Consider the following 25,370-nt stretch of genomic DNA (forward strand, 5'->3'; position numbering starts at 1 on the left):
ATCTAGGGTGTGTCCAACGCGGACTGATCCACTGGGGCTTCCAGAGATTTCAGCACCCCGATATCACGCTGGGGGATTTCGACCTCCATGTGCCAGCCGCCATTTTCGTCGACCTCATCGCGCAATATTTTCGCGACCACGTAGAGTTTTGCCCGAATGGCTCCCTGGGTCGGCGGAATATGCAGCGTGCGGGACACCGTGGCCCCGCTCAACCGTTCGACGATGGCCTGGTTCAGCAAATCCAGTCCCACGCCGTCGCGCGCCGAGATCCAGGCGCGTATGGGCTTGCCCTCCTGGTCGCGCTCCAGGCGGGGCTGGGGGTTGTCGGTCAGATCGATCTTGTTGTAGACCCTGATCCTCGGTACCCGGTCGGCGCCGATTTCTCCCAGCACCGCTTCGACTTCCGCGATGGTGTCGTCGACCCGCTCGTCGCCCGCATCGATCAGGTGCAGCAGCAAGTCGGCGTCGCTCGCTTCGCTCAGGGTGGAGCGGAACGCCGCCACCAGTTCGTGGGGCAGGTGGCGGATGAAGCCCACGGTATCGGCCAGCACCACCGCGAGGTGCGGTGCCACGTGGTGACGGCGCAAGGTGGGGTCCAGGGTGGCGAAGAGCTGGTCGGCGGCGTACACACTGGCTTGCGTCAGGGTATTGAACAGGGTGGACTTGCCCGCGTTGGTGTAACCCACCAGGCCGACCACGGGGACCTCGGCGCGTTTACGCGCCTGACGCCCCTGGTTGCGCTGCTGCTCCACCTTTTCCAGGCGTTTCTGAACCAATCGGATGCGATCGGCCAGGAGGCGTTTGTCGGTTTCGAGCTGGGTTTCGCCGGGTCCGCGCAGGCCTATGCCGCCCTTCTGCCGCTCCAGGTGGGTCCAGCCACGTACCAGGCGGGTGGCGAGGTGTCGGAGCTGGGCCAGTTCCACCTGCAGCTTGCCTTCGAAGGTTCGGGCGCGCTGGGCGAAAATGTCCAGTATCAGACCGGTGCGGTCGACCACCCGGACCGACAGGGCTTTCTCCAGGTTGCGCTCCTGGCTGGGAGTCAGGGCGTGGTCGAACAGGACCAACTCGGCATCGTGTTCAGTGACGGCCAGCAGGACTTCTTCCAGCTTGCCCTTGCCGATGAAATGGCGTGGATCGGGGGTTTGCCGCCGGCAGGTAACGACGGCAACCGGATCGGCGCCTGCGGACAGGGCGAGTTCGCGAAATTCGGCGAAATCCTCTTCGTCGCTCTCCGTGTGCGGATGAACTAGCAGCGCGCGCTCGCCGGCGTCGGGACGGTCGAACAAATTGGCTTTCCGGAAACTAGAAGGGCGCAGAGTTTGCGGACAGACTCTGCGCCCGATATGAAGGGAATGGGCGGCTTATTCTTCGTCATCCCCACCTTCGGTCTGGTGGGGCAGACGCACCTGACGGGCCGGAACTATGGTGGAAATGGCGTGTTTGTACACCATCTGGCTGACGGTGTTTTTCAGCATCACGACGTACTGGTCGAAAGAATCGACCTTGCCCTGGAGCTTGATGCCGTTGACCAGATAGATGGACACCGGCACATGTTCTTTTCTGAGAGCATTCAGGAAGGGATCCTGCAGGTTCTGCCCTTTGGACATTTTTCGTTCTCCTTATTGTGTGGGCTGCTCTACGCGAGCGGCCTGATTGAAATCATTAAAACAAATACACCCGGCTTTGGCCAGAGGCGGCTTTTCCGTCCGCTAGACAGCCATGCGATGATGGTGTGCGGCTCGAGTCGGGATCAGTGGGCAGAGAGCGCCTTAAGCGTGCCGGCGCCGTGCCGGGTCAGGGCGATGCCCGGTCAGGAGCAGCCAGGCCGCCGACAATAGATATCTGATACCTTCGATTACAGCGCGGAAATACCTTTTGTGCAGGTAAAAATAATAACTGACGGATTTTCTGGAATTAACGTAATGCCACCGTATGTCGTCTCCAAATTCGTGGTTTTTCGGTAAGGTTTGGCAAAGCCTTTTTAATATACTGACTTTGGCATGGTAAAAAGGTTCGTCGTTGCGGGTGAGGTTGGTATCGTGGGCACGCTTGCGCATCAGCGTGTCGGGCTGGCAGGCAATGACGCCGCCGGCATACGCGACACGTAACCATAAGTCGTAATCCTCCGCGTATATCATGGATTCGTCGAATCCCCGGGTTTTGCGGGCCCAGTCGGTTTTCAGCAGGACCGTCGCGGTGAATATGGGATTGGCTTCCAGCAGGCGTAGGAACGGTTCATCAATGATGCCCGAAAAATCGGTGTAGCCGAATCTTAGGTGCGAAGAGGTGATGAATTCGCCTTTTTCATTGAACTGGCTCGCATCGCTGCTCAGCAGCGTTACTTCGGGGTGTAGCCGCAGGACATCGATCTGCCGTTCCAGCTTATCGGCTAGCCACAAATCGTCAGCATCCAGGAAAGCCAGCCAGTTACCGCGAGCAAGTCCGATGCCGGTATTGCGCGCGCGGGAAGGCCCGGCGTTTTCCTGCTTCACGTAAATCAATTCGGGTGTCCGGCCTTCGAAGCCCTTGGCCACGGCTTCCGTTCCGTCGCTCGATCCGTCGTCTATCACGATGATTTCCAAGGGCAACCTTGTTTGCGCATAGACGCTCTCCAGCGTTTCCGCCAAAAAGCGCTCGGCATTGTAGGCGGGGATGATTACGCTGATGGAATAGTCGTCTTCTGCTTTATCAGTCATCGTCAACTCGGTTGGGCGTCGTGACCGGCTTGCCGGGTCGCACCGAGCACGTCGTCGTAAACGTTTTGTACGGCGTTGATATGCTGTTCGATCGAGAAAGTTTCAAGTGCATGTTGGCGCGCTGCGGCGCCCAGGATCCGCCGCAGCGACGCATCCGAACAGAGCCTTTCGATGGCGGCGGCGAGGTCGGAGGCATTGCCGGCTTCGAATAGCAGCCCGGTCCGTTCGTGTTCCACCATCTCCAGGGCCCCTCCATGGTCGGGCGCGATCAAGGGGCGCGCCATGGCGAGACATTCGATGATCATGGTACCCAGCGGTTCGGGCGAAGTAGAGGCGGATACTACGACGTCCAGCCCTTTGTAGACCGCCGGCATGCCGGTCTGGTGGCCGGTGAAAATGATGCGCTCGGCGTGCCGTGCCGAGGCGGCTTCTGCGCGCAGTTCGCGCTCGTAGTCCACGCATTCCGCCGGTGTCCCGCCGACAATGAGCAGGTAGAGATCCGGATGGCGTTCCAGCAGTTCGTGCCCGGCCTGGAGAAACAGCCGCTGGCCTTTCCAGGGTATCAGCAGGCCAACCAGACCGACCGCGATCGCTTGGTCGGGTACGCCATAGCGCCGCCGGAAGGCGAGTCCGTCGGCCTGCAAATCGAGCTTGTCGAGTTCGATGCCGTCGTAGACATAGCCGCGCTTGGTTTCCGCGATGCCTAGCCGGCCCAGACTGTCCGATACCCAGCGAGACACGGCGATGAAACGCGTCGGTATGCGGTAGAACCAGCGCATCATCGCCGAGCCCTGCTGATCGCCACGCACGTGGGACACGACGGGTATGTTAAGCAGCTTGCCGACCAGAAGTGCCGAGCGGTTGCACAGCGGTTCGTTGTTGGCGTGGATAAGATGGGGCTGGAAGCGCAGCGCGACCCACAAAGTGCCCAGGAAGCTGGGTAGGAAATTGCACAAGTCATCGGCTCGGGCCAGAAATTGACCCAGAAGAAAACGCAGGCCCGGCAGTTTGTCGGGCCAGTGCGCGGCGTCGAGCCGTCGTTTGAAAGGCGCCAGATCGATCAATCGGTCCGGCACATGCCGCCACGGTGCTTCTTGTGCAATGTCACGGTACAGCGCATCGCCTCGGCCGGTAATGACCAAGGGCTCGAAGCGCGTGCGGTCGAGATTGCGCACCAGGTGGCGCAGGCAGATGATGGCGCCGCCGTAGCCGATGCCGTTCTCGACGTACAGTATGCGTTTGCGGTCTGTCGGCCCAGCGTTGTCGGCCATGGTCATCCTCCGAATCGAGGGTATGCCCGGGATGTCAGCCGGCTACCCGGGCCAGTCCGCACTGGAGCTTGCGGCGTTTGAGTTCCTTGCAGGCGAGGCCGGCGTCCTCCTGGGTCAAGCCCTTGAAATAGGCCAGGTAGCTCTTCTTGCCGCGGCGGGTGCGGGTGGAAACGGCAGCTTTGGCATGGCGCAAGGCGAAGGCGGCAAACTTGGTCGCCTGGCTGATGCGTTGTTCCGCCGTTTTCTCCAGGGGGAATTCGCCGACGTGGATCTGCCAACCCGCTTTTTCTCCGCCCGAATTGCGCTCGGCGATATCGCCCTGGGCGGTATTTCGATCTCGCCGGGCGAGCCTTTCCTTACGGGGCAGTTTTCGCAGCGGCAGCGGTTCGAGTTCTTGCGGCCGGCGCAGCAATTCCGGCTGTCCGACGCCGGCCATGCGTATGCTGCCGAACTCCCTGCCGTCGAGCTGGGCGAATCCGGCGTCCAGCAGATCGCGCATGTGGGCGTCCCGGCCCGCGTGGGTATTGCCGCCGAAGACCACGCCGATCAATCGATGTCCGTTGCGCCGTGCGGATGCGACCAGGTTGTAGCCGGATGCGTTGACGAAGCCGGTCTTGATGCCGTCGGTTCCGGCATAGTTTTCCAGCAGGTGGTTGTGGTTGTGGAAGCTGCGCCCGCGGAATTGAAACTGCCCGGTCGAAAAATAGCCGTAGTATTGCGGGAAGTTCTTGAGCAAGGCCTTGCCGAGCCGGAACATATCCCAGGCGGTAGTGACCTGGGTGGGGTCGGGCAAGCCCGAGGCATTGTGGAACAGGGAGCCGTTCATGCCCAGTTGGCGGGCTTTCTGGGTCATCATCAGGGCGAAATTGGACTCGCTGCCACCGAGGGCTTCGGCGATCACGGTCGCGGCGTCGTTGGCGGACTGGGTCACCAGGCCCAGCACCGCTTCTTCCACCGCGATGCTGTCTCCGGCGCGCAGACCGAGCTTGGACGGCGGTCGGGAAACCGCGTAGGACGAAACGCTCAGTCGGTCGTTCAAGGACAGTTCACCGCGTGATATGGCCTCGAAGACCAGATACAAGGTCATCATCTTGGTCAGCGAGGCGGGGTGACGGATCTCATCCGCGTTGCGCGAGTAAAGTACCCGTTCGGACTCCACTTCGACGACGAGTCCGGAATAGGGGGCGGCAGATAGCAATTTGGAGAAGCACAGGAGGATCAGTGCGATCAGGGTAAATGTTGATCGTCTGTAACGCGGAAACGGCATGGACTATCGCTGGATTCTTCTTGGGTTTTATGGGGTTGCGGCGTAAATGGCGGAGCCTTAGCGCTCCTTCATTACCCGCTGTTTTTCGCGCTGCCAGTCCCTGTCCTTTTCGCTCGCGCGTTTGTCGTGCTGTTTTTTGCCTCGCGCCAGGCCGATCTCGAGTTTGGCGCGGCCGCGCTTCCAGTACAGGGCCAGCGGGATGAGAGTATAGCCTTTGCGTTCGACGTGGCCGATCAGCCGGCTCAGTTCCTGGGCATGCAGCAACAGCTTGCGCGATCGCACCGGATCCGGGTTGACGTGCGTGGAGGCCGAAGTCAGCGGTGAGATGTGGGACCCGAACAGAAAAGCCTCGCCGTTCTTGAGGATGACATAACTTTCCTTGAGCTGGGCGCGCCCGGCGCGCAGGCTCTTCACTTCCCAGCCTTCCAGCGCCAAGCCGGCTTCGAACCGCTCCTCGATGAAGTAGTCGTGGGTGGCTTGGCGGTTCAGGGCGATGGTGGAGTCACCCGGCGTGTTTTTCTTGGCCATTAGGTTGAGAGTGGAATTTTCTGACTGGTCGATATGATTTTTGTTATTTTACTTCATTCGCCGAGCCGCGGGCTTGTTCCGCGAGTACAGGAAGGCGAGCTATTCATCCGCTAATAACGCCTGCCCTCCCGGGACAGACGCAGATATAAGAACATTCGGGGAAAATCTTAATGACCGATCAACGCTTGCTTCATGCGCAATGGTCTTCGCGCACGGCATTTATCCTGGCCGCCAGCGGTTCCGCCATCGGGCTGGGCAATATCTGGAAGTTTCCCTATCTGGCCGGCGAATTCGGCGGCGGTGCCTTCGTGGTCACCTATCTGCTGTGCGTGGCCTTGATCGGCGTACCGATCATGATCGCCGAGACCCTGCTGGGCCGTCGCGGGCGGCAGAGTCCCATCAACACCATGCTGACGCTCGCGGAAGAGGCCAAGGCCAGTCCTTATTGGCGCTATACGGGCTGGCTGGGTGTGGCCGCCGGTTTTCTGATCTTGTCCTATTACAGTGTCATCGCCGGCTGGGCGATGGCCTATATCTTCAAGATCAATAGCGCATTGTTTGTGAATATCGACGCCGAGCAGACCGGCCGCTTTTTCGAAGCGTTCAAGTCGTCGCCGGAGTTCCAGTCGATCTGGCACACCTTGTTCATGATCGCCACCGTGGCCATTGTCAGCCGCGGAGTCAGCGGCGGCCTGGAGCGAGCCAGCCGCTATCTGATGCCGGCGCTGTTCGCCATGCTGGTGGCGCTGGATGTTTACGCCATGAATTCCGGAGGGTTCGGCCGCGGCTTCGCCTTTCTGTTTTATCCCGATTTCGACAAGCTGACGGGGGAGGGGGTGTTGGCGGCCATGGGGCAGGCATTTTTTTCCTTGGGGCTAGGCATGGGTTCCATCATGGTCTACGGGTCTTATCTACCGTCACACGTATCCATCGCCCGCTCCAGTCTATTCGTCGCGTCGGCCGATACCGTGGTTGCTCTGATGGCCGGTCTTGCGATTTTTCCCCTGGTTTTCGCTCATGGACTGGAGCCTGGCATGGGGCCGGGGCTGATCTTCCAAACCCTGCCCATAGCGTTTGGCCAGATGCCTGCCGGCTGGTTGTTCGGCATGGTGTTCTTCGTGCTGGTTTTCTTCGCAGCCATCACGTCCGCGGTGGCCCTGATCGAGCCGGCCGTCGCCTGGCTGTCGGAAAACCTGGGATTGAGCCGCAAGCAGGCCAGTCTCTATGCCGGCGCCGCCTGCTGGTTCATCGGGCTGGGCAGCGCTTTTTCCTTCAATATTTGGTCGGAGGTGAAACTGTTCGGCAAGACCGTGTTCGAACTGGTCGATTTCCTCACGGCCAATTTGATGTTGCCGCTGGGCGGCGTGTTGGTGGCCCTGTTCGCGGGCTGGGTGATGAAGCGCGAGATCAGCGAGGCCGAACTGGAACTCGGTGAGGGTAGGGCTTATCCGGCCTGGCGGGTGTTGATACGCTATGTCGCGCCGCTGGGCGTGTTGATGGTATTTCTCGATGCCTTCGGAGTTTTGTAGGTCATGACCACAGTGCAAAAAAGCGCGCTGGTGCGGTTTCCGGCGCATCTGATGTTCGAGTTGGTGGACGATATTGCGTCCTACCCGAAGTTCCTGCCGTGGTGCAGCGCCAGTCGCATCCTCAGGCGTTCCGGCGACGTCGTCGATGCGGAATTGGACGTCGCGCGGGGTGGCTTTCATAAGTCCTTCGCGACGCGCAACACCGTTGTCGCACCGCGGGAGATCCGCATGAGCCTGCTCAGCGGGCCGTTCGAACATTTGAGCGGCGTATGGACCTTCACGCCTTTGCGGGACGACGCCAGCAAGATCAGCCTGGATCTGGAGTTCGAAATGTCCGGCAAGCTGGCCAGCCTGGCTTTCGGCGCCATTTTCAACCAGATCTGCAATACCATGGTGACGGCATTCTGCGATCGCGCCAAGGCGCTCTACATCTACCATCATGAAGAAGATGAAAATTGAAGTGGCCTACGCCAAGCCGGGCGAGCAAGTTTTACTGGCCTTGGATGTGCTAGAGGGAAGCACGGCGGAGCAGGCCATCCGGCAGTCCGGTATTCTGGAGCGGTTTCCCGAAATCGATTTGGAACAGGCCAAGATCGGTATTTACAGCAAGCCCTGCAAATTGGATCAGCCGGTGAAATCCGGCGATCGCTTGGAAATTTACCGCCCGCTGATCGCCGATCCCAAGGAAGCTCGCCGTAACCGGGCGGCGAAGAAGGGCGAAGCGGGGTGACGAGGGTTGTGGAATGGAGGGCACGAAAAAAGGCGGATCGATCGATCCGCCTTTTTTGTCACCCCAGTTCGGGTTACGCGCGATGAAGCCGCCAACCCGACCTGCGTGTATGGGCTTTAGAAGCCGAAGCCCAGGTAGGCACCGGTGGTGAAGCCGTCGGTGTCGACGCCTTTGAGCGTCACGCCGCTATTCTTGTTCTTGATGTCCAGATCGTCACCGGTGAAGTGGTAGCGGAAGTCCAGGCCGGCATACAGATCACGCCAGATGCGGTATTCCGCGCCGGTGCCGACCATCAGGCCCGGATTCAGCACGGTTACGCCGGACGACGGCGGGGAGATGACATGGATGCCCAGGCCGAACGGGATGATCCAGGGGCGGAAGTCGCCGAACTGGTTGAACTTGATCTTGGGCGCCGCGGTCAGGGTGAACTGGGTGATCTTGTTCTCGATAGTACCAAGAACATTTCCTACGGTACCGCCGGCACCGTCTCCGATAGCCGCCGCTGCAACCAACGTATTGGTGCTGGTGCCATAGTTCTTGTATTCGAACATCACTTCACCATCCACCGAAGCGAAATCGGTCAAGCCCCAGAGATCGTCGGTCAGGCGGTGGTCGAAGCCGGCGCCGACATACCAGCCGTCGCCATCTTTGTCATGGGTGGTAACGCCAGCGGTGGCGTTATCCACTAGCAATTCATTGGTGCGGGCATGTTCCAAAGCTGCGTAACCGCCGCGGAAGAACAGCAGGTCGTGATGGCTCTTTTCATGCTCTTCGGCTTCGGCGAACTTCTGATCCACCTGAGCCTGATGAGCTTCAACCTTGGCAGTTGCGGCTTTGACATCGGCCTTGGTCTCGGCGCGGGACTTGGCTACTTCTGAGCGCAGCGCGGTCAGTTCCTGCTCGAGTTGAATCAGGCGCTTTTCCAGTGCGGACTGGACGGTCGGGGCCGGAGAGGCCTTCTTGTCGGCGGCAGTAGCCGCTTGCGGTGCCATGGCGACCGCCGCTAAGGCAGCGGCGGTCATCAAACCGGTTTTCATCTTGTTCATTAGGGTTAACCTCCCTCAGCTTGGTTTGGATTTTTTATCCGTTGTAATAATGCAACAAAAAGTTGCAGTACGGTCAAGACTGTAGCAGAAGATCATAAATGCAACAACCTGCCCGGATGACTTATAGGGAAAAATGCTTAAATTTCAAGCGAAACAATGAGCTAGGTCAAACAAAGCGACAAACGGGATGTTGTTAAAAGCACGAATAGTTGGAGCATGTCCGGGCGAGGATGGCCTGAGAAATCCCAGGATTTATCACACAGCTTTCGTTAACTGCGCTCCTATCGAAGCTTCCATCCGGGTCGATGCTTGTTTATCCCCAACCGATAGATAGAAGGTCGCGATACGATCGGCTGGGTTTTAGCATGGCCGTAGTGTGAGTGCTGTCTGAACGGTACTCGTGGGTTTCTGGATTCGGTGCCATGGCATCGATAGTGCCGGTGTGTCCAACTGTTTGAAACGGGAAACAGTCGGTCAGGCAACATGAGAAAATGGCCGTGTTGCGTTTATAATGCGCGTTTTTACGCGCGGGCGAGGCGTTTCGAGGGCTTCGTTCATGGCGCAGAAACACACTGAAATAGAGGCAGAAATGGCTGTGAAAGACCGTTTGCACCGCAGCGAACTCGCGGTTCCGGGCAGTAACAAGCGTATGTTGGAAAAAGCGCCGGACGCGGGTGCCGACATCGTATTCCTCGATCTTGAGGACGCCGTCGCGCCCGATGACAAGGAACAGGCGCGCGTCAACATCATCGAGGCGCTGAACACTTACGACTGGTCCAAATGTGCGGTTTCCATCCGTATCAACGGTCTCGACACCCATTACGCCTACCGCGATCTGGTCGATATCGTCGAAGCCTGCGGCGACAAGCTGGACACCATATTGATCCCCAAAGTGGGCTCGGCCGCCGACGTATTGTTCGTCGCAACCATGCTGTCGCAGATCGAAGCCTATAAAGGCTACAAGCAAATCAACATCCATGTGTTGATCGAAACCGCCTTGGGAATGGCCAACGTGGAGGAGATCGCCCGCACCTGCCCCGAGCGCATGGAGGCCATGGTATTCGGTGTGGCCGACTACGCCGCTTCGGTGCGCGCTAGGACCACCAACATCGGCGGGGCCAACCCGGATTACGGCCTGTTGACCGACCCCGACGAAAACGGCGCGCGCGCCTATCACTGGGGCGACCAGTGGCACTTCGGCATCTCCCGCATGGTTGCCGCCTGCCGCGCCTACGGCCTGCGTCCCATCGACGGACCGTTCGGCGATTTCAACGATCCGGAAGGTTTCCGCGCCGCCGCTCGGCGCGCGGCTGCACTGGGTTGCGAGGGCAAATGGGCGATCCATCCCTCGCAGGTGGCCTTGTGCAACGAAATCTACACGCCGACGGAAAAGGAAGTCACCCGCGCCTACCGTATCCTGGAAGCCATGGAGCAGGCCGCGAAAGAAGGCAAGGGCGCCGTTTCCCTGGATGGCCGCCTGATCGACGCGGCTTCCATCCGCATGGCCGAGAACGTGGTGCGTCAGGTTAAGACCATACAGGCTAGAGAGTCCGCTTAATCTGGTAGGGCGGGTTAGGCGCAGCCGTAACCCGCCGAATTGTTTGAACGGTGGGTTACGCTGCGCTAACCCACCCTACCTCTGAGGAGATTGCAATCCGTGAATATTCATGAATATCAGGCGAAGGAACTGCTTAAAACCTACGGCGTATCCGTCCCCGCCGGTGCGGTGGCTTACTCGGACAAGCAGGCGGCCCAGGTGGCCGAGGAAATCGGCGGCAGCCGCTGGGTGGTCAAGGCCCAGATCCATGCCGGCGGCCGCGGCAAGGCCGGCGGTGTGAAAGTGGTCGACAGCATCGACGAGGTTCGCAAGGCTGCCGACACGCTGATCGGCACGCACCTGGTTACCCATCAGACCGGCCCCGAAGGCACGCTGGTGCAGCGGGTGTGGATAGAGCAGGCCAGCCAGATCAAGCAGGAATACTACCTGGGCTTCGTCATCGATCGGGCCACCCAGCGCATCACCTTGATCGCTTCCGCCGAGGGCGGCGTGGAGATCGAAGAGGTCGCCAAGCATCATCCGGAAAAAATCATCAAGGAAGTGGTCGATCCGGCCATCGGCCTGCTCGACTTTCAGTGCCGCAAGGTCGCCACGTCCATCGGCCTGAAGGGCAAGCTGATGCAGCAGGCCGTCAAGCTGATGAAATCCATCTACCGCTGCATGCGCGACCGCGACGCCTTGCAGGCCGAAATCAATCCTCTGGCCGTGGTGTCTTCGGACGGTCAGGACCGTTTGATCGTGCTGGATGCCAAGTTCAACTTCGACGACAACGCCTTGTACCGCCAGGCGGCAGTCGCCGAACTGCGCGACCTGGCCGAGGAGGATCCGAAAGAGGTCGAGGCCACCGGTCACGGCCTCAATTACATCGCCCTGGACGGCAACATCGGCTGCATCGTCAACGGCGCGGGCCTGGCCATGGCCTCGCTGGACGCGATCACCCTGCATGGCGGCAAGCCGGCCAATTTCCTGGACGTCGGCGGCGGCGCCTCGCCGGAGAAGGTCACCAACGCCTGCCGTATCGTGCTGGAGGACGCCAACGTCAAATGCATCCTGGTCAACATCTTCGCCGGCATCAACCGCTGCGACTGGATCGCCCAGGGCCTGATCCAGGCCTGCAACGCCTTGCAGATCAAGGTCCCCTTGATCGTGCGCCTGGCCGGCACCAACGTTGAGGAGGGCCGTAAGATCCTGGCGGAATCGGGCCTGTCATTCATCACGGTGGAAAATCTGGATGCCGCCGCGGCCAAGGCCGTCGAAATCGTCAACGGGTGAAGCAATGAGCGTATTTGTAAACAAGAACTCCAAGGTCATATTCCAGGGCTTCACCGGCGAACACGCCACCTTCCACGCCCAGGACGCCATCAAGATCGGCACCAACGTGGTCGGCGGCGTCACGCCCGGCAAAGGCGGCACCACCCATCTGGGCCTGCCGGTTTTCGACACCGTGGCCGAGGCGGTAAAGGCGACCGGGGCGGACGTTTCCGCCGTGTTTGTGCCGCCGCCCTTCAATGCCGACGCGCTGATGGAAGCCATAGACGCCGGCATCAAGGTGGCCGTCACCATCGCCGACGGCATCCCCATCCATGACATGATCCGCCTGCAGCGCTATCGCGTCGGACGGGATACCCTGGTCATCGGTCCGAACACGCCCGGCATCATCACGCCCGGCGAGTGCAAGGTCGGCATCATGCCGTCTCACATCTATAAGAAGGGCAATGTCGGCATCGTGTCCCGCTCCGGTACGCTGAACTACGAGGCGACCGAGCAGATGCTGGCTCTCGGCCTCGGCATCACCACCTCGGTCGGCATCGGCGGCGATCCCATCAACGGCATGGACTTCGTGACCGTGCTGCGGGCTTTCGAGCACGACCCGGAAACCAAGGCCGTGGTCATGATCGGCGAGATCGGCGGGCCGCAGGAAGTCGCCGCCGCACGCTGGGCCAAGGAAAACATGAAGAAACCGGTGATCGGCTTCGTCGCCGGCGTCGCCGCTCCGGCCGGCCGCCGCATGGGTCATGCGGGCGCCATCATTTCCAGCGAGGCCGACACCGCCGCTGCCAAGATGGACGCCATGGAGGCCTTGGGGCTCTATGTCGCCCGCAATCCCGCGCACATCGGCCAAACCGTCTTGCGCGCCATGCAGGAGCACGGCATCGCCCCCTGATCCTTCGTATCAGGGGGAAGCAAAAAAACCGGCCTAGTGCCGGTTTTTTTGTGGCGGGCGAAACTCCGGTCCGCACTTTCCATTATGCTAAGCCCCGTTCGATGGTAACGTTGCGGGATTCCCATGAAGCGACGTATAGGGTTGCCGATTCTAAGCGGATGCCTAGGCGTCTTGCTGGCGGGTTTAGGCTGCATGGTCGGAACGCCGGCCTGGGCGGAACCGATCTACCGCTGCGTCAGCGCTTCCGGCCGGCCGGCTTATGTGGCGAATCCGACCGGGTTGTCCAATTGCCAACCTGTCGAGGTGAAGGTCGACGAACCCAGCCCGGAAGACGTCAGGCGGGTGCAGGAAGAAAAGAGGCGCAAGGACGAGGAAGTCCGCATCAACGAGGAAAAAACCCGCGAAGAACGCCTGATCCGTGCGCGCGAAGCGGAAGCGGAGGCCGCCCGGCGGCGGGCCCGCGCGGCCGAGGACGAGGTGCGGCTGTTGAAGCAGCGCCAGGCGGATCAGTACCGGCAGGACAATTCGCCTTATTGGCCTTATCCCATCTATATTCCGCAGCAACCGCGCATGCCGCATCGGCATCCCGATGCGCCCAGGCCCTCGTCCCCGCCGCCGGCGAGAGCGCCTCAGCCTTTCGGCGTCCCGCCGCAGCCGCCGGGAAATCGCTAGATCATCCCCAGTTGCAGCTTGGCGATTTCCGACATCATGTCGCGCGACCAGGGCGGGTCGAACACGACCTCGACGTTCACCGCCGCCACGCCGGGCAGGTTTTTTACCGCCAACTCGACATCGTGTTGCAGGATGGGCCCCATGCCGCAACCGGGCGCGGTGAGGGTCATGGTGACGTCGACGGCGTGGCCGCCTTCCGGAAGCGCTTTGACCTTGCAGTGATAGACGAGTCCCAGGTCGACGATGTTGACCGGGATTTCCGGGTCGAAGATGGTCTTCATGACTTCCCAGGCATTCTTCTCCACCGTTTCGGCATCTTCGCCCGGCTCCAGATGGCTGAGACTGGGCGGTTCCTTGCCGATGGCATCGGCGTCCGCGCCGGCGATGCGTACCATGTAGCCCCGCTCGGTGGTGACGGTGAAATTGCCGCCCAGGGATTGAAATAGCGTGACGACGTGGCCTTGGGGCAGGACGGTGGGGGAGCCGTCCGGAATTTGAACGACATTGACATCGCGTTGCAGGACGATGCTTTCACGACCGTACATGGGGAACTCCGGGTATAGATGCGTGGGATGGTTCAGGAGCGGTCAATCAACCACTCTTTAGGGGCCGTCGTAGCCGATCCGAGCAGGCTGGCGAGGGTTTCCGCGAGATCGTCGGGCCTGCGGCGTTGTTCGGGGTGCTCGCCGGGGTGGGTGTGCCGGCGGATGGGGCTGTCTATTGCTCCCGGAATCAGCAGGTGGGCGCGCACCCGGCCTTCGCCTTCCAGTTCCTGGGCGAGCATGCGGGCCAGGGCTTCCAGGGCGATCTTGGCCAATCCGTATCCGCCCCAATAGGCCTGACCACGGCGGGCCGAGGCGTCGCTGGTGAAGACGACGGCCGCATCGCCGGTTTGCCGCAGCAGCGGAAGCAGGGCGCGCGTGAGGCCATGGGCCGCGCTCAGGTTGACCCGCAGCAAATGTTCCAGACCGGCCTGGGTCAAGTCGGCCAGCGGCCCGAGATTGCCGGGGGCCGCCGCGCAATGCAGTATCCCGTGTAGTCCGCCGAACTGTCCCAGGAGGATGTCCGCCAGTTCGGCATGGTCGGCGTCGCCCGCCTTGGCCAGATCGAGCGGATACAAGGCCGGCTGACGGTGACCATGCGATACCAATTCGTCGGAAAGCGTTTCGAGCTTGCTGACTACCCGGTCCAGCAGCACCAGTTGCGCGCCCCGCTCGGCGCAGGCTCTGGCCGCCACGCCGCCGAGTCCGCCGCCCGCACCCGTTATCAGGATGCACCGGCCGGCCAGTGAAGCAGATTCGGCGGGACGGCTCATGAGCGCTCCTCCAGCCAGTTCAGCAGATCCTCGGGTCGGTCCAGCAATCCGTGGGCTCCCCAGCGATGGGCAGGATCGTCGGCCGGCACATAGCCATAGCGGGCCGCCAGCGTACTCATGCCGGCGTTGTGGCCGGCTTCGATGTCGCGCCGGGCGTCGCCGATGTACACGCAGGTTTCCGGCGCGCGGCCGATGCGGCGGCAAGCTTCCAGCATGGGCAAGGGATGCGGCTTGCTCTCGGCGCAGGTGTCGCCGCTGACGACGCAGCCGGGCCGTTGTGACAAATCCAGGGCGCGCAATAGCGGTTCGGTGAAGCGGGTGACCTTGTTGGTGACGATGCCCCAGGCGAGCCCGCGTGCTTCCAGTTCGTCGAGCACCGCTTCCATGCCGTCGAATAGACGGGTATGCACGGCGATGTTGTCCTCGTATACCGCCAGCATGCGTTCCAGCAAGGGTTCGATCGGAAGTGCGCAGGCGTTTATTGTCAGGGCGTGGCGCAGCATGGCGGAGGCGCCGCCGGATATGTAGGGCTTGAGGTCGTCGTGAGGCAAGGCCCGCTGCCCCGCTTCGACGAGAGCGGCGTTGCAGGCCGATACCAGATCGGGGGCCGTGTCGAGCAAGGTGCCGTCCAGGTCAAACAGCACGGCTTGCAGGGGCATACTCTTGCCCATTCTTTAGGCCTCGGGGCGCAGGAAGGCCGCCAGATAATTCACGTCCACGTCTTTGCCCAGGGCGAACTGCTGTGTCAGGGGGTTGTAGCTCACACCTTCGATGCCCAGCAGTTCCAGGCCGGTCGCCCGTGCCCACGAACTCAGCTCCGAAGGCTTGATGAAGGTTTTATAGTCGTGGGTGCCCTTGGGTATCATGCGCAGCACGTGTTCCGCCGCCGCGATGGCCAGCAGCCAGGCTTTGGGATGGCGGTTGAGGGTGGAGAAGAATACCTTGCCGCCCGGTTTGACCAGCTTGGCGCAAGCCTGGATGACCGAAACCGGGTCGGGCACATGCTCCAGCATTTCCATGCAGGTCACCACGTCGAAGCTCGCGGCTTGCTCGTCGGCCAGCGCTTCGGCGCTGATCTTGCGGTAATCGACTTTCACGCCGGACTCCAAACCGTGCAAATCGGCGACATCGAGCAGTTCGGGGCTCAGGTCGATGCCGAGCACCTCGCCGCCCGCGCGGGCCAGTCCCTCGCTCAAAATGCCGCCCCCGCAGCCTACGTCCACGACGCGTTTGCCTGCGATGTCGGCGTAGGCGCGGATGAACTGGATGCGCAGGGGATTCACCGCGTGCAGGGTCTTGAATTCGCCCTGAGTATCCCACCAGCGCTCGGCCTGCGAGCCGAATTTGTGGATTTCGTGTGCGTGCACATTTTCGCTATGTGTCATGGTCGGCTCCGTTAGGCGGTGGTCGGAGCGCTTAGACGCTCGCGCCAAGCAATGGCTTTTTCGGTGATGGCGGCGCGGTCGAGCGTGATCAGATCGCGCTTTTTCAACACTTGCCGGCCTGCCACCCAGACGTCGCTGATCTGATGCCGGCTGGCGGCGTAGACCAAATCGGACAAGGGATTGAACAGGGGCTGGGTCTCGATGTGGTCCATGTCGATGGCGACGATGTCTGCCGACTTGCCGACCGTCAGCGAGCCGATTTCGTGGTCCAGCCCCAGCGCCTTGGCGCCGTTCAGCGTGGCCATGCGCAAGGCCTGGGCGGCCGGCACGGCGCTGGCATCGCCCGCCACGCCTTTGGCCAGCAGGGCGGCGGTGCGCATCTCGCCGAGCAAGTCCATGTCGTTGTTGCTGGCCGCACCGTCGGTTCCCAGGGCCACGTTGACCCCGGCCGCGAGCAACTTGGCGATCGGGCAGAATCCGCTCGCCAGCTTGAGATTGGATTCCGGGCAATGCACCACGCTGCCGCCGAATTGGGCGAAAGCGGCAATTTCCTCGTCTTCGAGTTGGGTCATGTGCACCGCGATGAAGCCGGGGCCCAGCAATTCCAACTGCTGCAAACGCTTGAACGGGCGCATGCCGTGGCTGGCCTTGCCGAGTTCGATTTCGCCGGCGGTTTCGTGCAAATGCATGTGGATGGGGCGCTCCAACTCCGCGGCCAGGGTGCGCACCCGTACCAGCGGGTCGTCGGAGACCGTATACGGGGCGTGCGGGGCAAAGGCCGTTTCGATCAGCGGCTCATGGCGCAAGCTATCGTGCAGGGCGAGGCCCTTGTGCAGATACTCGTCCGGTCCCGAGCCCCAAGCGGTCGGAAAGTCGACCACGATCATGCCGACTACGGCGCGCATGCCGGCCAAGGCCGCTTCGCGCGCGGTGATTTCCGGATAGAAATACATGTCGTTGAAGCAGGTGACGCCGCCGCGTAGCATCTCGGCCATGGCCAACTGTGTGCCGTCGCGCACGAAGACTTCGCTCACCCAGCGCGCTTCCAGCGGCCAGATGTGGTGCTCCAGCCAAACCTGCAAGGGCAGGTCGTCCGCCACGCCGCGCAGCAAGGCCATGGCGGCATGGGTGTGGGCGTTGACCAGCCCGGGGATGAGGGCGTGATGCGGGAGAGCTTCCAGGCGGTCCGGCTGATAGCGCGATTCGGCATCGCGCGTGGGCAATATATCCACTATACGGCCGTTATGGATGGCGAGCGCGTGGTCTTCCAGTACCAGACCTTCCGGCTCCACGGGTATGACCCAGCGAGCCTTGATGAGTGTGTCTATGCGCATATGATCGATAAACCCAGTAACTGACTAAGTTTTAATTATGCACCATGCCGCCGCGCGGCACAGCGGAGCCGGGTGAATGTGGCAGGGCGGGCGTCCGCAAGCCAGGCTCGAAGGCGCCGGCTTGCGGGGAAGCGAAGCTTGTCGGCCCCTTGGCCTAGCTGTCTTCGTGCCAGCCGTAGCCGTCGCGCGACAGCAGATCGGCCGACGCGCTGGGGCCCCAGGTACCGGCCGCGTAAGGCAGTGGGCCCTTGGGATCGGCGGCCCAAGTGTTGAGGATGGGTTCCACCCAGACCCAGGCTTCTTCCAGTTCGTCCTGGCGCACGAAAAGCGCCTGGTTGCCGCGGATGGCGTCGAGCAACAGGCGCTCGTAAGCTTCCTCGCGCCTCGCCTTGAACTTGCTGGCGAAGTCCAGATCGAGGTAGACCTGCTGCAATTCCATGTTGTCGCCCGGCGTTTTCACCGACAGATAAAGGCGGATGTATTCTTCCGGTTGCAGGCGGATGACCAGCTTGGCGGGTTGAGGCGCCTGCCCCTCGGAGACCGGAAAAATGGGATGCGGCACGTCGCGGAAATGGATGACGATTTCTGTGAAGCGGGCCGGCAGGCGCTTGCCGGTGAACAAATAAAACGGCACGCCGGCCCAGCGCCAGTTGGCGATGTCGGCACGCACGGCGACGAAGGTCTCCGTCTTGCTGTCCGCCGGGATGCCCTCTTCATCCAGATAGCCGGGCACGGTCTTGCCGCCCGTCACGCCGGTGCGGTATTGGCCGCGCACGGTCTTGGCATGCACGTCCGCCTCGGTGAAGGGCAGCAGCGATTGCAACACCTTGAGCTTCTGATCGCGCACCGCGCAGGAGTCCAGGCTGTGCGGCGGTTCCATGGCGACGAAGCACAGCAGTTGCACCAGGTGGTTCTGCAGCATGTCGCGCAGGGCGCCGGCGCCGTCATAAAAGCCGGCGCGCGTGCCAATGCCGACTTCCTCGGCGATGGTGATCTGCACGTTGCTGATCCATTCGCGGCGCCACAGCGGCTCGAACAGCGGATTGCCGAAGCGCAGGGCCATGAGGTTCTGCACCGATTCCTTGCCCAGATAATGGTCGATGCGATAGACCTGACGGTCGTCGAAGTGCTTGCCCACCTCGGCGGTGAGCTGGTTGCTCGAAGCCAGGTCATGGCCCAGCGGCTTCTCCAGTACCACCCGGCTGTTGAAATCGTTGAGGCCTTGGCGGGCGAGATTTTCACAGATGATGGAGAACAAAAAGGGCGCGGTGGACAGGTAGAAGACGTTCACCTCGGCCGGGGTCTGCTCCAGCCTCGCTTTCAGCGCGGCGTATTCCTCGGGCTTGGTGGCGTCGAGCTTGTCGTAGGCGAGGCGGGCCTGGAACGTGGCCCAAGTGGCGTCGTTCCACTCGTCCTTGGGCACGAATTCGCGGGCCTTGCTTTCCACGAAAGCCAGAAACTCATCCCTGGAAAAGCTTTCCAGCCCGAGACAGTAAATGCGACCATGTTCGACCAGTTGATTGTATTGATGGCATTGGTACATCGCCGGCAGCAGTTTGCGCGTGACCAGGTCGCCGGTGCCGCCGAAGAAGACCAGGTTGAACGATGTAGGGAAATGAAGCTGAGTCAAAGCAAAGTCCTCGTGTCGATGCGTTCTAGTTATGCCAGGGCGTAGGGTGGATTAGGTGCGCGCTGCGGCGTGCCTGTCGTAGGACTCGGGCCTCCTGCGCACCCTAATCCACCGAATGGCGCCTTGGATATCGCCCAACGCCGTTGGTGGGTTACGACGCGCAGCAAAGCACCGTAGACGACAGGCGGTTTGCGTTATGCGCGTCTAACCCACCCTACATGTCCTTACCCCTGCAGTTTCCGGTACTTGATGCGGTGCGGGGTATCGGCGTCGGTGCCCAGTCGGCGATGGCGGTCGGCCTCGTAATCGGCGTAGTTGCCCTCGAACCAGACCACCTTACTGTCGCCTTCGAAGGCCAGCATGTGGGTGGCGATACGGTCGAGGAACCAGCGGTCGTGTGAGATGACCACCGCGCAGCCGGGGAAGTCCAGCAGGGCTTCTTCCAGCGCGCGCAGGGTTTCGACGTCCAGGTCGTTGGTCGGTTCGTCCAGCAGCAGCACGTTGCCGCCCGAGCGCAGCAGCTTGGCCAGATGCACGCGGTTGCGTTCGCCGCCCGAAAGGTCGCCGATGCGTTTCTGCTGGTCGGAACCCTTGAAGTTGAAGCGCCCGCAATAGGAGCGCGAGGGCGTCTGGTAGGTGCCGACGGTGATCATGTCCAGGCCGTCGGATATTTCTTCCCAAACCGTTTTCTTGGGATCGAGGTGGTCGCGGGTCTGGTCGACGTGGGCGATCTGCACCGTCTCGCCGTAGCGCAGGCCGCCGGCGTCCGGCTGCTCGGCCCCGGCGATCATGCGGAACAGGGTGGTCTTGCCGGCGCCGTTCGGCCCTATGATGCCGACGATGCCGCCGGGCGGGAGGCTGAAGGTGAGATCGTCGATCAGCAGGCGGTCGCCGAAACCCTTGCTCAGGCCTTCCACTTCCACCACCACATTGCCCAGGCGGGGGCCGGGCGGGATGTAGATTTCCTTGGTCTCGTTGCGCGCCTGGCTCTCCTGCGAAGTCAGTTCGTCGAAACGGGCCAGACGCGCCTTGCTCTTGGCGTGGCGTCCCTTGGGATTGCTGCGCACCCATTCCAGCTCGGCCTTCATGGCCTTCTGGCGGGCGGATTCCTGCTTCTCCTCGGTCTCCAGGCGCTTCTCCTTCTGCTCCAGCCAGGACGAGTAATTGCCCTCCCAGGGGATGCCGTGGCCGCGGTCCAGTTCCAGGATCCAGCCGGCGACGTTGTCGAGGAAGTAGCGATCGTGGGTCACGGCGACCACGGTGCCCTTGTAGTCGTGGAGGAAGCGTTCCAGCCAGGCGATGGACTCGGCGTCCAGGTGGTTGGTCGGCTCGTCCAGCAGCAGCATGTCGGGGTTGGACAGCAGCAAGCGGCACAAGGCCACTCGGCGCTTCTCACCGCCGGACAGCTTGGTCACGTCGGCGTCCCAGTCGGGAAGGCGCAAGGCGTCGGCGGCGATCTCCAGTGTGCGGTCCAGGTCGTGCCCGCCGGCCGCCTCGATGAAGGCTTCCAGTTCGGCCTGTTTGGCGGCCAGCGCATCGAAATCGGCGTCCGGATCGGCATAGGCCGCGTAGATCGCATCCAGTTCGGCCAGCTTGTCCTTGATGGCGCCGACGGCTTCTTCCACGTTGCCGCGCACGGTCTTGTTCGGGTCGAGTTCCGGCTCCTGCGGCAGATAGCCGATCTTGATGCCGGTCTGCGGCCGCGCCTCGCCGTCGAACTCCTGGTCCACGCCGGCCATGATGCGCAGCAGAGTGGATTTACCCGAGCCGTTGAGGCCCAGCACGCCGATCTTGGCGCCGGGGAAGAAAGACAGGGAAATGTTGCGCAGGATCTCGCGCTTCGGGGGAACAATCTTGCTCACCCGGTTCATGGTGAAGATGTATTGAGCCATGGCCGATGGATGGGGGTGCTTGCTAAAGACCGCCCATTATCCCACAAACGGCCGTCGACACGGCGGATGAATCTTGCCGTCGATCGGAATCTGCACGAACTCGGGATGTTTGTTTACGTCCGAGTATTGCCCGCGATCAACATGGGAGTCGGACATGGAAAGTTTTTGGGAGCGGGCTGAAGCCCGCTTCCACAGATCAATTATTGGCGAGGGCTCGAACTCAGCTCGGTCCCGAGCTTCGCCTCTGGAACCATCCCTTGGACGCCGAAGCGTTCATTAGGGGCTCGTGAGGCCGGAGATTCCGGGATTCGGGTTCCCTGGCATGTGCTTGGGAACCCGTAACCAGCAGAGCTTAAGCCGCCGAAGACGCTTTGCGCTTGCGGGCGAGCAGGCCGAAACCACCCAGGGCCGAACCGAACAGCCAGAGCGCAGCCGGTACCGGCACGGGCGCGGTATTGACGGCCGCCATCATGGTGCCGTTGAGTGCGCCGCGGGTCAGCGCCACGGTGCAATCGCGGCAATCCTTGTAAAAGCGCGGATCGTTATCTTCCTGTTTCAGATCGCCCGTATAGTCATACGCCCAGAATATGACCGCCGTCGCGGTGGTCTGATCGTCGTCGACTTCTTCCTGCGCGCCGCCCGTGCTCTGCGCCCAGTGTTCACCCGGATCGAGCAATTCCCAGTCCGGATCGAACAGGTCGTAGGATAAACCTTCAAAAAGCGCCGGGGGAGCATCGCCGCCGGTCGGGGCGTCCGGATCCTGGAGCAAATCCGAAGGATTGGCCATCAGATTGCCCAATTCGGCATTGCCGACGAGGTTTACCGGAACCTTGCCGGCCAGCACCCATATCGGCCGGTCGTTCTCGTTGCGCACCGTATAGGTCACCCGCGGTTGCGGCAGGGGCGCATGCGTCACCGGGTCTTCGTTCTCGACCTCAATCACCGGGGTGGGAAGAACAGCCGGGGCAGGCGGAGGCGGGGAGGCGGGAGTGGGCGGTGTGCTGGGCGGAGGCGTAGCCACACGAACCAGGTTGTTCGACACATCCCGCTTGAGCCAGTCGTAATTGATGCCCGTGGTGGAGCCGGAATAGTGGATGCCGAAGTGCGTCAGTCCGCCGCTCAGCAGGCTTTGGGATGGATTCAGGTTGTTGCTGTAAACGATGCGGTAGCCGCTACTGCCGTCGCCGAGATCGGAATAATAGGTTTCAGTCGGACGCCCGAAGTAGGAATAGTTCCATGATCCCAAATAACCCCCTTGAGACAGTCCATGGATCTCGATTTCGAAACCGTCCACGGAATTTCCAGTACGGTTGTAAACGTCGAAATTGCCAAGCGAGCCGATGATTTGCACGGCGCTGGCGGATGCCTCGGGGGCGGCAATCAGCGAGACGGCGCCGAATGCTCCGGCGAGGAGCAGAGAGGCTTGTTTGCAGTTCAGCTTCATTAGTTTCGTTCCTCGATATGACACTGAAAGTGACGAGTTGCGGGCAGGTGCCCGAAATGCAACTTCAGCAATAAGAGGGCCAATCTACGGCGAGCCCGGCTTCATGTGGCCTGCAGCGCGTTTTAACGCGGCCGTGACATGTTTTGTAAAGACTGACTTACAGTAGGGTTATCGACGAGGAAGGTGGAAAGGACGGTAATTGCGTGCGGTTCTCGATAGGCCTGCTTAAAATCGCGGAAATTCGCGCCATCGCTCCGTTAAACCATGATTTGAGCGGCATGAGCCAGCTAATTTGGTCCCTGCACGGGTGAAGCGGATCGGATATGTGTAAAGCCGGCTTTACAGTCCGATCTTGCGCGTCAGTCGTTGGTGGTTGGGGTGAGCTGCTCATCACGCCGCGTCCCGCAGCATCGCCGCCGGGCTGGTGCGTACCACGGCGCGGGAATTCAGATAGCCGCACACGCCGACCACCACGGCACTCAGTACGGGGGTAGCCAGCCACAGCAGCGGATGAGGGCGCCAGACCAGATCGAATATCCGGCTGAACAGGATCCAGGCGAGCAACTCGGTCATGGCGGTAGCCAGAAATCCCGACAGGAATCCCAGCGTCATGAATTCCGTCCAGACGCTGCGGTTCAGCAGTTTGCGGGCGGCGCCCATGGCGCGCAGCAGGGCGTCTTCGCGCAAGCGGTCGTCCAGGCTGGCGCGCACCGCTGCAAACAGCACGGTGAAGCCGGCGAGCAGCGCGAGAACCAGCACGCTCTGGATGGCCAGGCTGACCTGTAGGATGATGGACTGGAAACGGCTCAGCAGGACGTCGACCTCCAGCAAGGTGATCGCGGGAAAGGTTTTGACGAGCTGGGTCAGCCAGGCTTTGCGCTCAGCCGGCAGATGGAAGCTGGTCAGATAGGTGGCGGGATAGCCGTCCAGCACACCGGGTGGAAAGATCATGTAGAAGTTCGGATTCATGGTGTCCCAGCGCACCGAGCGCAGGCTGTCCACCTGCGCTTCGAGGATCTGGCCGGCCAGGTTGAAGGTCAGCCGGTCGCCTAGGCGGATGTTCAGGCTTTCCGCCAGCTTGGCTTCCACCGATACGGTGGGTTCGGCGCTGGCGCCGGGCCAGTTTCCCGCGGTGATGCGGTTGTCGGGTGGCAATTCGGTGGCCCAGGTCAGGCTGAGGTCGCGGTTGATGGCGCCTTCGCCCGGCGTGTCGCGGCGGGCGACGCCATGGGCGTCCGCGCCGTTGATGGCGGTCAGCCGTCCGCGCACGATGGGATAGATGCGGCTGGCTTCGATGCCCTCCTGGGCGAGAAACGACTTGAAAGCCGGCAAATCGGTCTCGAACAGGTTGAGCGCGAAATGATTGGGTGCGTTGACCGGCAATTGTGAACGCCACTCCTGCATCAGTTCGCTGCGCGCCAGGACGCTGAGCTGCATGGCGGTGAGCGTGAGGCTGAACGCGACGATCTGGCTGACGCCAAGTTTGGGCCGGCGGGTCAGGTTCTGCCAGCCGAAGCGCCAGGACAGCGCCAGTTTGGGAATGAGCGGAGCGAGCGATTTCAGGCTGACCCAGGCCAGGGCGCCCACCAGGGCCAGGGCCGCCGCGCCTCCTCCCAGGGATAATGCCGTGAGGCGGCCGTCGCCGGTGAAACGCCACACCAGCAGAGCCAGGGTCAGCAGGGCCAGGCCGTAGACGCTGAGCGCGCTGGAAGGCAGGGGATCGAGATCGCGCCGCAGGACGCGCAAGGGCGAAAGCCGTTTCAGGCGCAACACCGGCGGCAGGGCAAAGCCCAGCAATACCAGCAGGCCGGCTAATGGCCCGAACAGCGCCGCATACCAGGCCGGGGCGGCCAGGGCATTGGGCAGCATACGGCGCAACAGCGTGGCCAGACCTTCCTGGGCGCCCCATCCGGCCAGACAGCCCAGCAGCCCGCCGAGCAGGCCGATCAGCAAGAACTGCGCGAGATAAAGTATCAGCACCTGGTTTTCTGTGGCGCCCAGGCATTTGAGCAGGGCGGTCTGGTCGAAATGCCGCTCTCCGTAGCGCCGCGCGCTCATGGCGATGGCCACGCCGGCGATCAGCACGATGACCACGCTGCTCAAGCCCAGATAGCGCTCGGCGCGGGTCAGGGCATTGCCGATTTCGGGGCGGTCCTCGTGCACGTCGGTCAGTCGTTGGCCCGGATGCAGCGTGGGCCTGATCCACTGGTTGAATTCGCGCACCGCGGCTTCGTCACCCGCGAACAAGGCGTAGTGCTGCACATTGCTGCCGGGGCGGATGACGCCGGTGGCGTCCAAATCGGCCAGATTGATCATGACGCGGGGCGACAGGCTGAAAAGCTCGCCGCGCCGGTCGGGTTCGTGCGTCAGTATACGCGTGACGGTCAGCCGCTTTTCGCCCACCGTCAGTGTGCCGCCGATCGCTAGATGCAGGGTCGCCAGCACCCGTTGTTCCACCCAGGCTTCGCCGGGCGGCGGTCCCTCGGTGACGAGGGATTCTTCCGAGTCCACCGAGTCGCGGGTCTTCAATGCACCACGCAGGGGATAACCGGGGCCGGCCGCCTTGATGCCGCACAACAGGATCTCATCGCCTTCCACCAGCACACTGGGGAACTCCACCAGCCTTGCATGGCGCAGCCTCAGGCTTTCCGCGCGGGCGAACCAGTCCGCCGGTGGCAGCTCGCGGGCCCGCACCAGCAGGTCGGCGGCCATGAACTCCGCGGCCTGCGCGGTCATGGTGCGGTTCATGCGGTGACCGAGCAGGCTGACCGCCGTCACGCCGGCCACGGCGATGATCAGCGCGGTCAGAAGTAGGGACAATTCGCCGCTGCGCCAATCGCGGCGCAGCAGTTTCCAGGCGAGGGCGAGAGTAGGGGAGTGTGTCATGCGTATGAGGGCCGATCCGGCGG

General features: G+C 61.9%; 23 protein-coding genes. 7 read left to right on the forward strand and 16 right to left on the reverse strand.

The features are described from left to right. Positions 1-2 precede the first annotated feature (2 nt). The 6 genes from hflX to smpB all read right to left on the reverse strand — a co-directional run bounded on the left by hflX (position 3) and on the right by smpB (position 5,762). Positions 3-1,286 (reverse strand): ribosome rescue GTPase HflX, encoded by a 1,284-nt coding sequence (gene hflX / locus JWZ97_RS01830; RefSeq protein WP_205433054.1) that lies wholly within the window; start codon positions 1,284-1,286, stop codon positions 3-5. Between the two features lie 75 nt (positions 1,287-1,361). Further along, the gene (gene hfq, locus JWZ97_RS01835; RefSeq protein ID WP_205433056.1) at positions 1,362-1,607 is read right to left on the reverse strand and encodes an RNA chaperone Hfq; all 246 of its coding nucleotides are present in this window, start codon (positions 1,605-1,607) and stop codon (positions 1,362-1,364) included. Between the two features lie 162 nt (positions 1,608-1,769). Further along, positions 1,770-2,696 (reverse strand): glycosyltransferase family A protein, encoded by a 927-nt coding sequence (locus JWZ97_RS01840; protein ID WP_240342431.1) that lies wholly within the window; start codon positions 2,694-2,696, stop codon positions 1,770-1,772. Positions 2,697-2,698: 2 nt separating this feature from the next. Beyond that, positions 2,699-3,967: a glycosyltransferase family 4 protein gene (locus JWZ97_RS01845; protein ID WP_205433058.1), complete on the reverse strand. Its 1,269-nt coding sequence runs from the start codon at positions 3,965-3,967 to the stop codon at positions 2,699-2,701. A gap of 34 nt (positions 3,968-4,001) precedes the next feature. Further along, positions 4,002-5,234, reverse strand: a complete 1,233-nt coding sequence (locus JWZ97_RS01850) for a D-alanyl-D-alanine carboxypeptidase family protein (protein WP_205433059.1) — start codon at positions 5,232-5,234, stop codon at positions 4,002-4,004. Between the two features lie 57 nt (positions 5,235-5,291). After that, on the reverse strand, positions 5,292-5,762 hold the full coding sequence (gene smpB, locus JWZ97_RS01855) for an SsrA-binding protein SmpB (RefSeq protein ID WP_205433061.1): 471 nt from the start codon (positions 5,760-5,762) through the stop codon (positions 5,292-5,294). A gap of 170 nt (positions 5,763-5,932) precedes the next feature. Between smpB and JWZ97_RS01860 the strand changes: the two genes are divergently transcribed. From JWZ97_RS01860 to JWZ97_RS01870, 3 genes are read left to right on the forward strand one after another with little or no spacing between them, the layout of a single operon-like run. Next, positions 5,933-7,291: a sodium-dependent transporter gene (locus JWZ97_RS01860; RefSeq protein ID WP_205433063.1), complete on the forward strand. Its 1,359-nt coding sequence runs from the start codon at positions 5,933-5,935 to the stop codon at positions 7,289-7,291. Between the two features lie 3 nt (positions 7,292-7,294). Then, positions 7,295-7,750: a type II toxin-antitoxin system RatA family toxin gene (locus JWZ97_RS01865; RefSeq protein ID WP_205433065.1), complete on the forward strand. Its 456-nt coding sequence runs from the start codon at positions 7,295-7,297 to the stop codon at positions 7,748-7,750. Next, a complete protein-coding gene (locus tag JWZ97_RS01870) occupies positions 7,740-8,021 on the forward strand; it encodes an RnfH family protein (protein ID WP_205434508.1) in 282 nt (93 codons plus the stop codon). The genes JWZ97_RS01865 and JWZ97_RS01870 overlap by 11 nt, the downstream gene beginning before the upstream one ends. Positions 8,022-8,137: 116 nt before the next feature. Here JWZ97_RS01870 and JWZ97_RS01875 read toward each other — a convergent pair whose 3' ends face one another. Beyond that, positions 8,138-9,067, reverse strand: coding sequence for a hypothetical protein (locus tag JWZ97_RS01875; RefSeq protein WP_205433067.1), 930 nt, complete (start codon positions 9,065-9,067; stop codon positions 8,138-8,140). A gap of 589 nt (positions 9,068-9,656) precedes the next feature. Here JWZ97_RS01875 and JWZ97_RS01880 point away from each other — a divergent pair. The 4 genes from JWZ97_RS01880 (at position 9,657) to JWZ97_RS01895 (ending at position 13,461) form a co-directional block, all read left to right on the forward strand. Beyond that, positions 9,657-10,625 carry a CoA ester lyase gene (locus JWZ97_RS01880; RefSeq protein WP_205433069.1) on the forward strand — a complete coding sequence of 323 codons (969 nt, stop codon included), beginning with the start codon at positions 9,657-9,659 and terminating at the stop codon, positions 10,623-10,625. A gap of 99 nt (positions 10,626-10,724) precedes the next feature. Beyond that, positions 10,725-11,897, forward strand: coding sequence for an ADP-forming succinate--CoA ligase subunit beta (gene sucC, locus JWZ97_RS01885; protein WP_205433070.1), 1,173 nt, complete (start codon positions 10,725-10,727; stop codon positions 11,895-11,897). Between the two features lie 4 nt (positions 11,898-11,901). Further along, entirely contained in the window at positions 11,902-12,789 is an 888-nt protein-coding gene (gene sucD, locus JWZ97_RS01890) for a succinate--CoA ligase subunit alpha (RefSeq protein ID WP_205433072.1), read from the forward strand. A 123-nt stretch (positions 12,790-12,912) separates the two neighbouring features. Continuing rightward, entirely contained in the window at positions 12,913-13,461 is a 549-nt protein-coding gene (locus JWZ97_RS01895) for a hypothetical protein (RefSeq protein ID WP_205433074.1), read from the forward strand. Here the strand turns inward: JWZ97_RS01895 and sufT are convergent. The 9 genes from sufT to JWZ97_RS01940 all read right to left on the reverse strand — a co-directional run bounded on the left by sufT (position 13,458) and on the right by JWZ97_RS01940 (position 25,347). After that, positions 13,458-14,006 (reverse strand): putative Fe-S cluster assembly protein SufT, encoded by a 549-nt coding sequence (sufT, locus tag JWZ97_RS01900; RefSeq protein WP_205433076.1) that lies wholly within the window; start codon positions 14,004-14,006, stop codon positions 13,458-13,460. The two genes, JWZ97_RS01895 and sufT, sit on opposite strands and share 4 nt — an antisense overlap. A 32-nt stretch (positions 14,007-14,038) precedes the next feature. Next, on the reverse strand, positions 14,039-14,776 hold the full coding sequence (locus JWZ97_RS01905; RefSeq protein WP_205433080.1) for an SDR family NAD(P)-dependent oxidoreductase: 738 nt from the start codon (positions 14,774-14,776) through the stop codon (positions 14,039-14,041). Beyond that, positions 14,773-15,447 carry a phosphoglycolate phosphatase gene (gene gph, locus JWZ97_RS01910; RefSeq protein ID WP_240342432.1) on the reverse strand — a complete coding sequence of 225 codons (675 nt, stop codon included), beginning with the start codon at positions 15,445-15,447 and terminating at the stop codon, positions 14,773-14,775. The genes JWZ97_RS01905 and gph overlap by 4 nt, the downstream gene beginning before the upstream one ends. Positions 15,448-15,450: 3 nt before the next feature. Beyond that, positions 15,451-16,161 (reverse strand): bifunctional 2-polyprenyl-6-hydroxyphenol methylase/3-demethylubiquinol 3-O-methyltransferase UbiG, encoded by a 711-nt coding sequence (gene ubiG / locus JWZ97_RS01915; protein ID WP_205433088.1) that lies wholly within the window; start codon positions 16,159-16,161, stop codon positions 15,451-15,453. Positions 16,162-16,172: 11 nt separating this feature from the next. Then, positions 16,173-17,495 (reverse strand): TRZ/ATZ family hydrolase, encoded by a 1,323-nt coding sequence (locus JWZ97_RS01920; protein WP_205433089.1) that lies wholly within the window; start codon positions 17,493-17,495, stop codon positions 16,173-16,175. 154 nt (positions 17,496-17,649) lie between these two features. Next, positions 17,650-19,125, reverse strand: a complete 1,476-nt coding sequence (gene zwf, locus JWZ97_RS01925; RefSeq protein ID WP_240342433.1) for a glucose-6-phosphate dehydrogenase — start codon at positions 19,123-19,125, stop codon at positions 17,650-17,652. 224 nt (positions 19,126-19,349) lie between these two features. Then, positions 19,350-21,017 (reverse strand): energy-dependent translational throttle protein EttA, encoded by a 1,668-nt coding sequence (gene ettA, locus JWZ97_RS01930; RefSeq protein ID WP_205433094.1) that lies wholly within the window; start codon positions 21,015-21,017, stop codon positions 19,350-19,352. Between the two features lie 352 nt (positions 21,018-21,369). Then, a complete protein-coding gene (locus JWZ97_RS01935) occupies positions 21,370-22,461 on the reverse strand; it encodes a VPLPA-CTERM sorting domain-containing protein (RefSeq protein ID WP_205433096.1) in 1,092 nt (363 codons plus the stop codon). A gap of 390 nt (positions 22,462-22,851) precedes the next feature. Then, on the reverse strand, positions 22,852-25,347 hold the full coding sequence (locus JWZ97_RS01940; RefSeq protein WP_205433098.1) for an ABC transporter permease: 2,496 nt from the start codon (positions 25,345-25,347) through the stop codon (positions 22,852-22,854). Positions 25,348-25,370: the final 23 nt, after the last annotated feature.

Source organism: Methylococcus sp. EFPC2 (assembly GCF_016925495.1).
Taxonomy (GTDB): Bacteria; Pseudomonadota; Gammaproteobacteria; order Methylococcales; family Methylococcaceae; genus EFPC2.

Bases quoted from the DNA above. Each gene is read 5' to 3' on its own strand.
- hfq (WP_205433056.1), bottom strand. From the start codon at position 1,607: ATGTCCAAAGGGCAGAACCTGCAGGATCCCTTCCTGAATGCTCTCAGA.
- JWZ97_RS01840 (WP_240342431.1), bottom strand. From the start codon at position 2,696: ATGACTGATAAAGCAGAAGACGACTATTCCATCAGCGTAATCATCCCC.
- JWZ97_RS01845 (WP_205433058.1), bottom strand. From the start codon at position 3,967: ATGGCCGACAACGCTGGGCCGACAGACCGCAAACGCATACTGTACGTC.
- JWZ97_RS01850 (WP_205433059.1), bottom strand. From the start codon at position 5,234: ATGCCGTTTCCGCGTTACAGACGATCAACATTTACCCTGATCGCACTG.
- smpB (WP_205433061.1), bottom strand. From the start codon at position 5,762: ATGGCCAAGAAAAACACGCCGGGTGACTCCACCATCGCCCTGAACCGC.
- JWZ97_RS01860 (WP_205433063.1), top strand. From the start codon at position 5,933: ATGACCGATCAACGCTTGCTTCATGCGCAATGGTCTTCGCGCACGGCA.
- JWZ97_RS01865 (WP_205433065.1), top strand. From the start codon at position 7,295: ATGACCACAGTGCAAAAAAGCGCGCTGGTGCGGTTTCCGGCGCATCTG.
- JWZ97_RS01870 (WP_205434508.1), top strand. From the start codon at position 7,740: ATGAAAATTGAAGTGGCCTACGCCAAGCCGGGCGAGCAAGTTTTACTG.
- JWZ97_RS01875 (WP_205433067.1), bottom strand. From the start codon at position 9,067: ATGAACAAGATGAAAACCGGTTTGATGACCGCCGCTGCCTTAGCGGCG.
- JWZ97_RS01880 (WP_205433069.1), top strand. From the start codon at position 9,657: ATGGCTGTGAAAGACCGTTTGCACCGCAGCGAACTCGCGGTTCCGGGC.
- sucD (WP_205433072.1), top strand. From the start codon at position 11,902: ATGAGCGTATTTGTAAACAAGAACTCCAAGGTCATATTCCAGGGCTTC.
- JWZ97_RS01895 (WP_205433074.1), top strand. From the start codon at position 12,913: ATGAAGCGACGTATAGGGTTGCCGATTCTAAGCGGATGCCTAGGCGTC.
- sufT (WP_205433076.1), bottom strand. From the start codon at position 14,006: ATGTACGGTCGTGAAAGCATCGTCCTGCAACGCGATGTCAATGTCGTT.
- JWZ97_RS01905 (WP_205433080.1), bottom strand. From the start codon at position 14,776: ATGAGCCGTCCCGCCGAATCTGCTTCACTGGCCGGCCGGTGCATCCTG.
- gph (WP_240342432.1), bottom strand. From the start codon at position 15,447: ATGGGCAAGAGTATGCCCCTGCAAGCCGTGCTGTTTGACCTGGACGGC.
- ubiG (WP_205433088.1), bottom strand. From the start codon at position 16,161: ATGACACATAGCGAAAATGTGCACGCACACGAAATCCACAAATTCGGC.
- JWZ97_RS01920 (WP_205433089.1), bottom strand. From the start codon at position 17,495: ATGCGCATAGACACACTCATCAAGGCTCGCTGGGTCATACCCGTGGAG.
- ettA (WP_205433094.1), bottom strand. From the start codon at position 21,017: ATGGCTCAATACATCTTCACCATGAACCGGGTGAGCAAGATTGTTCCC.
- JWZ97_RS01935 (WP_205433096.1), bottom strand. From the start codon at position 22,461: ATGAAGCTGAACTGCAAACAAGCCTCTCTGCTCCTCGCCGGAGCATTC.
- JWZ97_RS01940 (WP_205433098.1), bottom strand. From the start codon at position 25,347: ATGACACACTCCCCTACTCTCGCCCTCGCCTGGAAACTGCTGCGCCGC.